Origin of the sequence: Shewanella sp. SM68, assembly GCF_025653925.1 — a bacterium.
GTDB classification, from domain to species: domain Bacteria; phylum Pseudomonadota; class Gammaproteobacteria; order Enterobacterales; family Shewanellaceae; genus Shewanella; species Shewanella oncorhynchi.
The window spans coordinates 158,658-172,180 of sequence record NZ_JAKKRU010000005.1; the positions used below are offsets into that span (position 1 = coordinate 158,658).

General features: G+C 48.8%; 9 protein-coding genes. 2 read left to right on the forward strand and 7 right to left on the reverse strand.

The genetic code is table 11. The features are described from left to right. Window positions 1-15 precede the first annotated feature (15 nt). From L5M40_RS10505 to uvrA, 4 genes are all read right to left on the reverse strand, one after another. A complete protein-coding gene (locus L5M40_RS10505; RefSeq protein ID WP_173247071.1) occupies window positions 16-171 on the reverse strand; it encodes a hypothetical protein in 156 nt (51 codons plus the stop codon). Window positions 172-312: 141 nt separating this feature from the next. After that, entirely contained in the window at window positions 313-2,235 is a 1,923-nt protein-coding gene (locus tag L5M40_RS10510; RefSeq protein WP_011847889.1) for a DEAD/DEAH box helicase, read from the reverse strand. Window positions 2,236-2,429: 194 nt separating this feature from the next. After that, window positions 2,430-3,584 carry a M28 family peptidase gene (locus L5M40_RS10515; protein ID WP_105251334.1) on the reverse strand — a complete coding sequence of 385 codons (1,155 nt, stop codon included), beginning with the start codon at window positions 3,582-3,584 and terminating at the stop codon, window positions 2,430-2,432. A gap of 187 nt (window positions 3,585-3,771) precedes the next feature. Continuing rightward, on the reverse strand, window positions 3,772-6,654 hold the full coding sequence (gene uvrA, locus L5M40_RS10520) for an excinuclease ABC subunit UvrA (protein WP_105251335.1): 2,883 nt from the start codon (window positions 6,652-6,654) through the stop codon (window positions 3,772-3,774). 403 nt (window positions 6,655-7,057) lie between these two features. On the opposite strand from uvrA, the gene L5M40_RS10525 reads away from it, so the two are divergent. Together L5M40_RS10525 and ssb are read left to right on the forward strand one after the other, a co-directional pair. Next, the gene (locus tag L5M40_RS10525) at window positions 7,058-8,425 is read left to right on the forward strand and encodes an MFS transporter (RefSeq protein ID WP_263176439.1); all 1,368 of its coding nucleotides are present in this window, start codon (window positions 7,058-7,060) and stop codon (window positions 8,423-8,425) included. A 108-nt stretch (window positions 8,426-8,533) separates the two neighbouring features. Then, window positions 8,534-9,241 carry a single-stranded DNA-binding protein gene (gene ssb, locus L5M40_RS10530; protein ID WP_131524379.1) on the forward strand — a complete coding sequence of 236 codons (708 nt, stop codon included), beginning with the start codon at window positions 8,534-8,536 and terminating at the stop codon, window positions 9,239-9,241. Between the two features lie 209 nt (window positions 9,242-9,450). Here the strand turns inward: ssb and L5M40_RS10535 are convergent, their stop codons facing one another. From L5M40_RS10535 to L5M40_RS10545, 3 genes are all read right to left on the reverse strand, one after another. Beyond that, complete coding sequence (locus L5M40_RS10535; protein WP_168825595.1) at window positions 9,451-10,518, reverse strand: porin; 1,068 nt, start codon at window positions 10,516-10,518, stop codon at window positions 9,451-9,453. A gap of 228 nt (window positions 10,519-10,746) precedes the next feature. Next, entirely contained in the window at window positions 10,747-11,472 is a 726-nt protein-coding gene (locus L5M40_RS10540) for a fumarate reductase iron-sulfur subunit (RefSeq protein WP_105251338.1), read from the reverse strand. Next, window positions 11,469-13,478: a fumarate reductase flavoprotein subunit gene (locus L5M40_RS10545; protein ID WP_263176422.1), complete on the reverse strand. Its 2,010-nt coding sequence runs from the start codon at window positions 13,476-13,478 to the stop codon at window positions 11,469-11,471. Before L5M40_RS10545 ends, L5M40_RS10540 begins: the two co-directional genes overlap by 4 nt. Window positions 13,479-13,523 lie beyond the last annotated feature (45 nt).

Here is a 13,523-nt window from a genome sequence, read left to right on the forward strand (position 1 = left end):
TGGCTTAACTGCAAGTTAATTTGCCATTGCGACTAACATTCCAATAAAGCCCGCAAACAGAGTGCAACCGACAAGTACCATGATTAATAACGTTTTATCTTTGTGGCATGACTTAGCGAGTTCAGGCAGTGCCGAGGTCAATGGGGAAGTGATCAGTGCTAAAAAATCCATTTTATATCCTTAAGCTAGGCGTTCTTGCACTGACTATATCAGCTTGAAATATCAACTGGCCAGTGTGCTTTGAGCTAGTGCGATGTTAAGCCAACAAAAAAGGAGCCTAGGCTCCTTTTTTAGTCTCTAGCTTAAGCTAGATTAGTCTTCACGTGGTTTACGTGGCTTACGCTCACCGGCAGGTTTGTCTGCACGTGGTTTGCGGTCAGCAAATGGCTTATCACCAGTAGACGCAGCGCGAGGCTTACGATCACCCGCTGGGCGGTCACCTGTTGGACGATCGCCACGTGGTTTACGGTCACCAGCAGGACGGTCTGAACGAGCACTGCGGCCTGAATCAACAAATACTTGATCGCCAGCTTCGCGGATGTTCAATGGCTTGCCACAAACACGTACTTTACGTAGGTGCTGTAACACGTCTTTTGGCATGCCGTCTGGCAGGTCAACAGTGGTCACTGCATCGTAAAGTTGGATTGCGCCAATGTAACGGCTGTCGATGTTAGCTTCGTTCGCGATAGCGCCAACGATGTTACCCACACCTACACCATTCTCACGACCTACGTCGATCACGTAACGGCACATTTTTAAATCTGGGTTGTCTTTCAACGCTTCAGCTGAGCCTAAGCTTGCTGGCATTGGACGCGGTTCGCGACTTCTGCGTTCACCACGCTCACCACCACGGTCATTACGATCACTTCCGCGGTCGCTACGTTCAGTGCGCTCACTGCGTTCATCACGAACACGTTCTTGAATGGCTGGCAATTGCAAAGGACGTTCTTGCTGAACTTGCTGTAATAATGCAGCGGCTAGCAGATCGGTATCGACTTCTAACTGTTGGCATAATTGAGCAACAGCTTCTTTCATGAAATCTAAATCGCCGTTGATTGTTTCAGCCAATTGCTCACCTAAGCGAGACAGACGACGTTCTGCAACAGTCTCTGGGCTTGGGATTTTCATCGGTGAAATACGGCTGTTAGTTGAGCGTTCGATAGTGCGCAGCATGCGCATTTCACGGCTAGTCACAAACAGGATCGCCATACCAGTACGGCCAGCACGGCCTGTACGGCCAATACGGTGTACATAAGCTTCGGCATCATACGGAATATCGTAGTTCACAACGTGACCGATACGCTCAACGTCAAGACCACGGGCCGCAACGTCAGTCGCGATCAGAATGTCTAACTTGCCACGTTTCAGTTGGTCAACTGCACGCTCACGGGCTTGCTGGTTCATGTCACCGTGTAGTGGTGATGAAGCATAACCGCGGGCTTCTAACTTCTCAGCTAACTCAACACATGAGTTACGAGTACGCACGAATATGATCACACCTTCAGTGTTTTCAACTTCTAATACACGTACTAAAGCTTCAAGTTTGTTGTGTTGTGATACTTGTACGAAACGCTGTTCGATTGACTCAACCGTAGTTTGGCTTGATTCGATACGAACATGTACAGGATTACGTAAGTGCTGGTTAGCAACACGCTTAATTTGCTCTGGCATAGTGGCAGAGAATAACGCCAGTTGGCGTTCGCTTGGCGTGTGCTCAAGGATCCATTCGATATCATCGATGAAGCCCATTTTTAACATTTCATCGGCTTCATCGAGCACTAAGGCTTGTAATGAATCGAGTTTCAAGGTGCCGCGACGCATATGGTCCATTACACGACCAGGCGTACCAACGATAACTTGTGGGCCGCGTTTCAGGGCATTCAACTGTTGTTGCATGCTTTGACCGCCGTAAATTGGCAGAACGTGGAAATTCTTCATAAATTTGGCATAGCTACTGAATGCTTCGGCAACCTGAACCGCTAATTCACGCGTTGGCGCTAATACTAAAATTTGCGGTGTAGTTTGGCTGGTGACCTTGTTCAATAGCGGCAGCGCGAAGGCGCCAGTTTTACCTGTACCTGTTTGCGCTTGACCTAAAATATCTTTGCCAGCCATAAGTGGATCGATACTGGCTGATTGGATTGGCGTTGGTTTTTCATAACCTAGCTCGTCAAGAGCACGCAACAAATTCTCGGATAGGCCGAGTTCACGGAAAGTTCTTTCATCGGATGACATTGGGTTGTAGCCTTGTGGATGCGCGCGCGAAATGGCGCTAAAGTTTCACAGACAGAAAATCAACCCCGTGTCGATTTCCCGCGAACGACGGATTATAGCAGCATGGCGGCCACTTTACCAATCAGAGTCACGCTATTTAACCTGTTTTCTGCATTTTTTTCGCTAAAACTGAGCAAGAAACGCGCCACTTCCCATTAATTCTTTAAATATTCAACATTTAATTGAAGTAACTCGAATGCTGACTCTGTCACTGCCGCAAGAAAAGTGATGTCGATTGTCGCGACGGTATCCTCTGGTGTGTGATATTGGGGATGGGTCGGCACACCAAAATACAGCCAAGGGATATTCGCTTTGTGGAAGGGGTAATGATCCGACGCCCGCAGCCAATCGGTACTTTGTATGCTTCGACCAACGGGTTTAGGGTGCGTGAGTTTAATGCAAAGTCGGTTCTGTTGATTCAGTAGGGGTTTAAATTGATTGAACTGAGTGAAGTTTCGACTGCCTTCGAGGTAAATCGCATAGGGCCTGCCGGGGTGACTCACCATATCTAAATTCAACATCAGCTCAAAAGTCGCTTCTGGCAGGCGGGTTTTGAGTTGCTCTACCAAGGCGATACTGCCATAGAGCCCAGGTTCTTCGGCATCGGTTGCCACAAACATCAGGTTCACCTTAGGCAAGGTATTGGGTTGTAGGGCAAATTGCTGTTGCCAATGTTTGGCAATAGCGAGCATAGCGGCGACGCCCGAGGCATTATCATCGGCGCCGTGGTAAATCCTGCTGCCGCTCATGCCTAAGTGATCATAGTGGGCGACGATAATGCGCCATCGATTCGTCGGTTCTGCCGCCATCACGGTGGCGACTACGTTGGCGCCAGTTTCTTGGGTGAAGAAGGTTTGATATTCAAAGGGCACGATAAAGTCCGCTCCCCAAGGCTGTAAACCTAGCCCCTGAAATTGCTGCTTTATATAGTCACGACTTTTTGCCGCACCTTGGGTTTGGGTTTTGCGGCCTTCAAATTCATCCGAACTTAATACTGTGACTGTCACTTGTAACTCTGTGGGCTCGGCCCAAGTGAGTTTTAGCTCTGTGCGTGCACAGGTTTCGGCTGAGTTAGCGCAGCCAGTGAGGGTCGTTGTAACAACGCAGGCCAGTGCTAATAAGCCAAGTCTTTGGGATTGATGTCTTATAAGGTGCGTGATCTTGAACTTGGCGAGCAGCTGACCGATGCGATTGTGGTTGAATAGAGTCGATGCGCTTAGGTTTATGTCGCTTAGGTTTTTACTTAAAAGTGATTGATACTGCTTCGGTAATATAAGGTGAGTCACTGGGGACTGAGTGCTATCACGCATGGACATTCCTTATCGCTGAAGCCTTCGCCAGAAGATGAATATCATCTTTGCCTAAATCCGATTCTAATTCAATGAGATCTATATGTATGCGATAGCTTAAGCATATTGGATTGCTGAGCGAAAAAAGCGCAGTGCTTAGGGCGACTGCGCTTTTATTATTCAGACCAACGGCGGCGTGAGCCGAATGTTAAGCCTTAGCTTTATTGGCCTTTGCCAGCTCGATATCCCGTTTTAGCAGTGGCTTTAAGAAGCGTGCCGTGTGGGAGGTTGGATGCTCGGCGACTTCTTCCGGCGTGCCTGTGGCTAAAATCATACCACCACCACCGCCACCTTCTGGGCCTAAGTCGATAATCCAGTCTGCGGTTTTGATCACATCCAGATTATGCTCAATCACCACAATCGTGTTGCCGTGGGATTTGAGACGATGCAACACGTCGAGCAGCAATTGAATATCGGCAAAATGTAAGCCCGTGGTCGGTTCATCCAAGATATACAAGGTTTGGCCCGTGTCACGCTTAGACAGCTCTTTGGCAAGTTTCACCCTTTGGGCTTCACCGCCTGAAAGAGTGGTCGCACTTTGGCCGAGACGCACATAGGACAAACCCACATCCATCAAGGTTTGTAGCTTACGGGCAATGGCAGGTACGGCATCGAAGAACTGACGCGCATCTTCCACTGTCATCTGCAGTACTTCGTGAATATTCTTGCCTTTATAGCGTACTTCTAAGGTTTCGCGGTTGTAGCGCTTACCTTTACAAGAATCACAGGGCACATACACATCGGGTAGGAAGTGCATTTCTACCTTGATCAAGCCATCGCCTTGGCAAGCCTCACAGCGGCCACCTTTAACGTTAAAGGAGAAACGGCCGACTTGATAACCGCGAGTCCTCGACTCTTGGGTTCCGGCAAAAATCTCGCGAATTGGGGTGAAGATGCCGGTATAAGTGGCCGGATTTGAGCGCGGTGTGCGGCCAATCGGGCTTTGGTCGATATCGACCACTTTGTCGCACAGTTCCATCCCTTCGATACGGTCATAGGGTGAAGGCTCGTCCACAGTCGCCCCATTGAGCATTCTATGGGCGATTTTGAAGAAGGTATCGTTGATTAAGGTTGATTTACCCGAACCTGATACACCCGTCACACAGGTGAATAGGCCAATGGGAATGGTTAAATCCACATTGCGCAGGTTGTTGCCGCGCGCGCCAAACAATTGAATAACTTGGTTTTTGTCGAACGGAATGCGCGGCGTATCGATATGAATGCTGCGCTTACCAGAAATATACTGGCCAGTGACCGATTCTTCACAGGCGATGATCTTCTCAATCGGACCGTCGCAAATGACTTCGCCGCCGTGTACACCTGCGCCTGGGCCGATATCGATCACGTGATCCGCCATACGGATCGCATCTTCGTCATGTTCGACCACAATCACAGTGTTGCCCAAATCTCGTAGGTGGATCAGGGTTTGCAGCAGACGTTCGTTATCCCTTTGATGCAGGCCGATTGAAGGTTCGTCGAGCACATACATCACGCCGACGAGCCCTGCACCGATTTGGCTGGCGAGTCGAATACGTTGGGCTTCACCGCCGGAGAGGGTTTCTGCCGAGCGCGATAGGCTCAAATAATTGAGGCCCACGTTGACGAGGAAGCCTAAGCGATCGCGGATTTCTTTTAAAATCTTCTCGGCAATCTGCGCCTTTTGGCCGCTAAATTCGACTTTCTCGAAGTAGTCCAAGGCTTCGCCAATCGACCAAGTGGTGAGTTGTGGCAGGTTGATATCACCTAAAAACACGTTACGTGCTTCTTCGCGTAAGCGCGAGCCACCACAGCTTTGACAAGCTTGGGTATTGATAAACTTGGCTAATTCGTCACGTACCGAGTTACTTTCGGTTTCGCGATAGCGCCTGTCCATGTTGTTTAGAATGCCTTCGAAGGGGTGATTACGCACCACCACATCACCGCGGTCATTAATGTATTTAAAGGCAATACTTTCTTTACCTGAGCCGTAAAGTACGATTTTGCGGACTTTTTCGCTAAGCTGCTCGTAGGGCACTTCGACATCGAACTTATAGTGTTCGGCGAGTGAGCTAAGCATTTGGAAATAGTAGAAGTTGCGTCTATCCCAGCCGCGAATCGCACCGCCCGCCAGTGAAAGCTCGGTATTGGTGATCACGCGCTCAGGATCGAAAAATTGTTGTACCCCTAAACCATCACAGGTTTGGCACGCGCCGGCGGGATTGTTAAAGGAGAAGATCCTTGGCTCTAATTCCGCCATCGAATAACCGCAGTGCGGGCAGGCAAAGTTGGCCGAGAAGATCAGTTCTTCGCCTTTGGATTTACCAGTACCAGTGTCGTCTTCCATGCTGGCAACGGTCGCTATGCCGCCGGAGAGTTCTAGCGCAGTTTCGAAGGATTCCGCTAAGCGTTGCTTGATATCGTCACGCACTTTAAACCGGTCGACGACCACTTCAATCGTGTGTTTAACGTGTAAGTCTAAGGTTGGCGGATCGGTTAAGTCACACACTTCACCGTCGATACGCGCGCGGATATAACCCTGCGCCGATAGACCTTCGAGCAATTTAACGTGTTCACCCTTACGGGCGTTGACCACAGGTGCAAGCAGCATCAAGCGGCTGTCTTGGGGCATTTCCAACACTTTATCGACCATCTGACTGACGGTTTGTGCCGCCAAGGGTTGATTATGTGTCGGACAACGCGGCTCACCCACGCGGGCAAACATCAAGCGCAGGTAATCATAAATTTCGGTAATCGTGCCCACGGTCGAACGTGGGTTATGGGAGGTGGATTTTTGCTCTATGGATATCGCCGGGCTTAAGCCTTCGATATGGTCCACATCGGGTTTTTCCATTAAACTCAAAAATTGGCGAGCATAGGCAGATAGGGACTCGACATAACGTCGCTGGCCCTCGGCATATAAAGTATCGAAAGCGAGGGAGGATTTGCCAGATCCCGATAAGCCCGTGATGACAATCAGTTTATCCCTTGGGATAGTCAGGTTGATATTCTTGAGATTGTGGGTGCGTGCGCCGCGTATTTCAATCTTATCCATCTATCGCTCTAATGCCATATGCTTAAAAAAATGAGCACAAGTATCGCACAGTTCCGCCGCTGAGTTTAGTTGATTCTGTGATCTGCACCAATCCTAGGGCTGGCACTGGCTTTAAGTCGACCTGCTTTGCGGGATGTTGTGGATGGAATGGATTAACTAAGATTAATACTGTTGTTGCGCACTGACTCACAGGACAATTGTGAACACTATGTTAGACTCATTCCCCTGTGTCTGAGCGTTAAAAATAAAGATGTTAACTCAGACACAGTCAATATAGGTCCGTGATAAACGAGATAAAAGCTAAGTGTATAGTCAGTGGTTTAGGCCACTATTTCCTTTTGAGCAAATCCTTTTGGGTGTGGTAACATGCGCCCCTTAAAAGACTTCAATCCAGGGCAAAATCATGGGTAACAACGGACTTTCGGGTACTGAGAAAAAAGTCGCGTTTTCTTTAGCCAGTGTATTTGGTTTGCGCATGATGGGCTTGTTTATGATCATGCCCGTCTTTGCACTTTATGGTCAGCATCTCGAAGGCTTTTCGCCTCTGTGGGTGGGTATTGCTATCGGCGCCTATGGCCTGACTCAAGCCGTGCTGCAAATCCCCATGGGGATTTTATCTGACAAATATGGTCGTAAGCCGATTATTCTCGGTGGCTTAGTATTGTTTGCTATTGGCAGTGTTATCGCTGCTAACGCAGATACGATTTATGGCGTTGTCTTTGGTCGAGCTGTACAGGGTATGGGCGCGATTGCCGCTGCCGTGCTGGCGCTTGCCGCGGATTTAACCCGCGACGAGCAGCGCACTAAGGTGATGGCGATTATTGGCATGTGTATCGGGTTATCTTTTGCCCTGTCTTTGCTAATGGGGCCTATCGTTGCGCAACATCTTGGGTTGACTGGGTTGTTTTGGTTAACGGCGGTATTGGCTATTGTCGGTATGCTGTTGATCCAGTTTTTAGTGCCTAATCCCATCACTCAGGCACCCAAAGGAGACACTTTAGCAACGCCCGCTAAGCTCAAACGTATGTTCCTCGAGCCGCAATTATTTAGGCTTAACGCTGGGATTTTTATCCTGCATTTAGTGCTCACCGCAGTATTTGTGGCACTACCGCTGGATCTGGTGGATGCGGGTCTAGTGAAAGAAAAACATTGGATGCTGTATTTCCCCGCCTTTGTGGGCGCATTTATTTTGATGGTGCCGCTAATCATCATAGGGGTTAAGCGCAAAAATACTAAGGCGATGTTCCAAATTGCCCTCGTGATCATGATAGTGGCATTGCTGTCGATGGCCGCATTTGCGAGCAATCTTTGGGTATTGAGTTTTGCCGTGGTGCTCTTCTTTACAGGGTTTAACTATTTAGAAGCCTCACTGCCAAGTTTGATTGCTAAATTTTGCCCCGTCGGCGAAAAAGGTTCGGCCATGGGCGTGTATTCTACTAGCCAGTTTTTAGGGGCTTTTTGTGGTGGTATGCTCGGTGGTGGTGCTTTCCAGCTCGTGGGCGCAGTCGGGGTATTTATTGTTGCCGTGATCTTAATGTCTATTTGGTTATTCCTGACATTAGGCATGCAAAATCCTGTGCTGTTAAAGAGTTACACCTTAGAAGCTGAAGTGAAAGACAAGGCGCAAGCGCGCGATATGGCAACCCAGTTATCCCAATTAATGGGCGTTGTTGAAGCCATAGTCGTGCTGGACGAGAAAGTAGCTTATCTCAAGGTAGACGAGCATTTCGATTTAAGAGAAGCACGAGCTGTGTTAGGCTCTGCTCAATAATATCTGGTCTGCCGTGTGGTATTTGGGGAAGCTGATTTTCCTCTATGGCAATAAAGATAAACAACATACTGAATTAATAGATTATTTAAAGAATCGCAGGAGATTTCAATGGCCAGTCGTGGTGTTAACAAGGTAATTTTGGTTGGCAATTTGGGACAAGATCCAGAAGTGCGTTATATGCCAAACGGTAATGCAGTCGCAAACATCACAGTAGCGACTAGCGAATCGTGGAAAGACCAACAGGGTCAACAGCAAGAGCGTACTGAATGGCACCGTGTGGTTCTGTTCGGCAAATTAGCTGAAATTACCGGTGAATACCTGCGTAAAGGTTCACAGGTTTACCTTGAAGGTAAACTGCAAACTCGTAAGTGGAAAGACCAAAGTGGTCAAGACCGTTACAGCACTGAAGTGGTTATCGACCAAAGCGGTAGCATGCAAATGCTAGGTAGCCGTGGTCAAGGTGGACAAGCACAAGGCGCGCCAATGGGCGGCATGCCACAAAACGCAGGTTATCAATCTGCACCACAACAAGCCGCGCCTGCGCAAAATCAATATGCGCCAGCGCCTCAAGCAGCACCTGCTTACCAAGCGCCAGCTCAGCAACAATATGCTCCGCCAGCACCTGCCCAGCAGCAAGGTTATGGTCAGCCACAGGCTCAACAACCACAACAAGGTGGTTATGCGCCTAAGCCACAAGCCGCTCCAGCACCAGCTTATCAAGCGCCTGCAGCACCGGCACAGCGTCCAGCGCCACAACCACAGCAAAACTTCACTCCAGATTTGGATGATGGCTGGGATGACGATATTCCATTCTGAGGTATGCTGGAGATATAGTTCTGTTAAGTTTTAATTTGGAACGTATCGAAGCATAAAGACGGTATCGTCTTAAATAAGCAAAGCCACGCGAGTCGTGGCTTTGTTGTTTCTTGTCTTTATGCTTTTAGTTTTTGTGCCGTGAAGCGTGGGTTAGGTTGCTAAATCTTTCACCTCGCTTGCTCACATAACGATACGTTTGAGATAGAAACTTAGAACGTATAATCGAAGTTATAACGCATGCCTAGCATGATCTGGTCATTGGTTTCGCGGTATTCAAAATCTGTTTTTTGATATTCGATGAAGGTGCTGAATTTCGGTGTTTTATGCCATTCCAGCGTAGTGTTATAGGCATTGTATTTCGCGGAGGTGATGTCATTGTCGCCATCGTCATATTTGGACACGCCTAGCTTGATTTTATAGCTGTCAGTGATGGGATAGCTTGCAACTACATCCAGTGTTGAACCATCCAATGTGGTGCCATCGACGCTGTCTTTTTCAATGTTTTGGTAGGCTGCGGCGAGGAACAGAGAATTGAAATTTTTTGCTAGGGTTACACCAAATGTATTTTCATCCTTGTTGTCCTCTAACTCTTTATTATAAAAAGCCGCGGCAATGTAGATGAAGTCGGTTTTATAACGGATACCCGTGTTAACGAAGTCACTGCCGCCACTGCCTTTATTGCCGTCGAATTGTGCATCGGCCGAAAATAATAGGTCGCCAAACTCTTTACGATAGGTCACGAGATTATTGAGCCTGAATGGGCTCGCACTGTCATAGGCGAGTGGGGTTCCTGAGCGGTTAAAGATATCAACGGGATCGGAAATCATTTCCTGCGTGACGGCTTGTTTACCTATGGCTACGCTACCAAAAAATCCCTTTAATCCGACATAGGCTTTGCGCGCATCGCCAAAGTCACCGTCATCTTTGATATCGACCTTAAATTCCCCTTTCGCAAAACCGACTAAGCCATTACCGAGTTGGTGCTCTGCAGCAAAACCAATCCGCGAGTTCGCATCGCCTACATCCCACACATCGTCCGAGTTAGTGTGGGTCAGGCCGAAGGTTGGGCGTAAAGAACCATAAAAATTAAACTGGGTATCCGATGGCACTGATGGCTCATTTTCTTGAGCTTCGAGCATGGCGAGTCTCTGCTGAATTTGTTGTAACTCAGTGCGTAATTCGTCATTGGTTTCTGCTGTATTATTGGCTTGAACGGCAAAAATAGGTGTGGCAAAGCTCAGCACAAGTATGGCTGATGTGAGTTTAGACGGTTTCATTTATGTTTCCTTACATAACAACTACTCGCGTTACGCTAATGGATTTTGTTGCCGATTGAGCTGTATCGCTAGTAGTAAGGAGCTGCACTTATGATAGTGCTGGGGAGGCGCCTAACTAAGAAAATTAGGCTTCGTAACTCAGCAGCTGACAGATAAAAGCTGTCAGCTGGTTTTGGAAAGGTGTAATCCTATCAATCCCGCCGAAACAGCGGGACGTTAGAGGGAGGATTAGAGTATGGTCGCGGCCATTTTGCGGCGCAGGTAAGCGATTTGTTGCATGTGCGGCAAATCTTTGGGGCAGTTATCTTGGCAGCCGAGTAGCGTCATACAGCCGAATACGCCGTCTTGATTGCCAATCACATGGTAGAAATCATCCGCGCTGCGGCTGTCTCTGCTATCCATTTCAAAGCGGGCAATTTTCATCATGCCAACCGCGCCGACAAAGGTGTCACGCATTTGTTTGGTGGCGCAGGCCGACACACAAACGCCACATTCGACGCAGCGTTCTAGCTCATAGATCCGCGCGGCTTCTTCGGGTGCCATTGGATTTTCGAGGCGATGAATGTCCTGATCATCGGGTCTAGGATGCAGCCACAGTTTTAAGCGTTCGGCTAATTCACGCATAAATTTACCCGTGTTCACCGATAAGTCGCCAATCAGCTCGAAGCCAGGTAGCGGCATGAGGGTGATTTCGCCATTAGGATAATTTGCCGTTAACGTGCGACAGGCAAGCGTGGGGAAACCATTGATCACCATGGCGCAACTGCCACAGATGCCCGCGCGGCAGACAAAGTCGAACTGCAGTGAAGGGTCTTGTAGCTCACGTAGTTGATTTAAGGCGATAAATACTGTCATGCCCGGTGTTTCAGTCAACTGATAACGTTCCATCTTTGGCTTGTCTTGGCCATCTTGCGGATCGTAGCGGAAGATATTAAAGCTGATTTGACGGCTCATAGTGGTTTGTTTCCTACCGGTTGGGCTGGAGTGATCGCTAAGGTATCGCTGAGGCGTTCATTAGGAGCCTGCAGGTGGCTTGGCAGCTCGTATGGCATCAGGGCTCGCTGCAGTGTGTCTCTATCGGGGTCATCACCTAAGCTCGCGAGCACTTGATTGATTTCTTGTACGCGTTTTTCGGTATCTGGATGGGCGATAGTATTGTCGTTACCGTAGCCCCGGTATCCCGGTGGTAGCTCCATTTTCATCACATCTAGCGCTTCATAACGCAGTACTGGTTCAAGTGATTCTGCATCAGGCCAAGTTGCCAGTGTGCGGTTGAGCCAATCTTTATCATTGCGTTGTGGGTAATCTTCCCGTGAATGGGCGCCGCGGCTTTCAGTGCGAGCCTCTGCGCCACAGGCGACGGTTAGGGCTACTTTTAACATACGGGTGACGCGCAGCGCTTCGACTAACTCAGGATTAGCGTGACGTTTTTTACATTTAAGGCCAAGATTTTTTGCCCGCAGCAGTAAGTCTTTCAAGCCTTTGATGGCTTTATCTAACTCGGGTCCATTACGGAAGATCCCGACGTAGTTCATCATGATGCGTTGCATTTCTTTCTTTATTTGGAAGGGGTTTTCTGTGCCGTTGCCTTCGACCAGTCCATCGATTTCTTGCTGCAATTTATCAATGAATTTTTGGGTCAGTGCGGTATCAATTTCTAAGTCGTTATTCTCACAAAAATCAGCCACATATTTACCGATGATCATGCCGCCGACCACAGTTTCTGCCACCGAATTACCGCCTAAACGGTTAAAACCATGCATGTCCCAACAGGCCGCTTCTCCGACACTGAACAGCCCTTTGAGTTGTGGACTCTCGCCTGTGGCATTGGTGCGCACGCCGCCCATGGAATAATGCTGGGTAGGCCTGACGGGGATCCAATCTTTGCAAGGATCGATACCGAGGAAGTAATCACAAATCTCTTTCACTTCGCGCAGGTTAGTTTCGATATGCTCACGGCCCAGCTGCGTAATATCCAGCCACAGATGCGGGCCGTAAGGGCTTTCGACACCATTACCTTTACGCATGTGCTCTGTCATGCGGCGGGAAACCACATCGCGGGAGGCGAGTTCTTTTTTCTCTGGCTCGTAATCTGGCATAAAGCGGTGGCCGTCTTTATCGCGCAGGATACCGCCATCACCACGACAACCTTCAGTGGTAAGGATCCCCGCGGGCACTATGGCGGTAGGGTGAAACTGCACCGCTTCCATATTGCCTAAGGTGGCGACACCAGTATCGAGTGCTAACGCTTGGCCTATGCCTTCGCAGATGGTGGCATTGGTCGATATTTCATAAATCTTGCCATAACCACCAGTGGCGATGGTGGTGGATTTGGCCACATAAGCGCGCAATTCACCTGTGACTAAACAGCGGGCAATGACTCCATGGCAACGCTTACCGTCATGGATAAGCGACAGTGCTTCAATCCGTTCATGTACTGGAATGCCCATGGAGATAGCTTGGTTATCGACCGCGTACAGTAAAGAGTGGCCAGTGCCGTCTGCGGTGTAACAGGTACGCCATTTTTTAGTGCCACCAAAATCGCGGGCATTGATCAGGCCGTGAGCTTCTTCGGCCTCATTGAGCGTTACCCTTTGCGCGTTCATGATGACTTCGCGCGGGCCGGCGGAAATCCTTGACCAAGGCACGCCCCAGTTGGTGAGTTCTCGGATCGCTTTAGGTGCAACGTGGGCAAACATGCGTGCGACGTCTTGATCGCAGCCCCAGTCAGAACCTTTGACTGTGTCTTGAAAGTGAATGTCTTCGTTATCACCCATGCCTTTAACAGTATTGCCTAGGCTGGCTTGCATTCCGCCCTGTGCGGCGGCCGAATGTGAACGTTTTGCGGGAATTAACGATAGCACTAAGGTATCTAGGCCTCGTTCTTTGGTGGCAATCGCGACTCTAAGGCCTGCCAATCCTGCACCAATGACTAATGAGTCTGTATAAATGATTTTCAAATCAGATCCTTATCTAATAATTTAGATAACATTTCATGGATTTAT

What these genes read in the sequence shown, in the direction of transcription:
- L5M40_RS10525 (WP_263176439.1), top strand. Translation starts at nt 7,058, where the DNA reads ATGGGTAACAACGGACTTTCGGGTACTGAGAAAAAAGTCGCGTTTTCT.
- ssb (WP_131524379.1), top strand. Translation starts at nt 8,534, where the DNA reads ATGGCCAGTCGTGGTGTTAACAAGGTAATTTTGGTTGGCAATTTGGGA.
- L5M40_RS10540 (WP_105251338.1), bottom strand. Translation starts at nt 11,472, where the DNA reads ATGAGCCGTCAAATCAGCTTTAATATCTTCCGCTACGATCCGCAAGAT.
- uvrA (WP_105251335.1), bottom strand. Translation starts at nt 6,654, where the DNA reads ATGGATAAGATTGAAATACGCGGCGCACGCACCCACAATCTCAAGAAT.
- L5M40_RS10505 (WP_173247071.1), bottom strand. Translation starts at nt 171, where the DNA reads ATGGATTTTTTAGCACTGATCACTTCCCCATTGACCTCGGCACTGCCT.
- L5M40_RS10515 (WP_105251334.1), bottom strand. Translation starts at nt 3,584, where the DNA reads ATGCGTGATAGCACTCAGTCCCCAGTGACTCACCTTATATTACCGAAG.
- L5M40_RS10510 (WP_011847889.1), bottom strand. Translation starts at nt 2,235, where the DNA reads ATGTCATCCGATGAAAGAACTTTCCGTGAACTCGGCCTATCCGAGAAT.
- L5M40_RS10535 (WP_168825595.1), bottom strand. Translation starts at nt 10,518, where the DNA reads ATGAAACCGTCTAAACTCACATCAGCCATACTTGTGCTGAGCTTTGCC.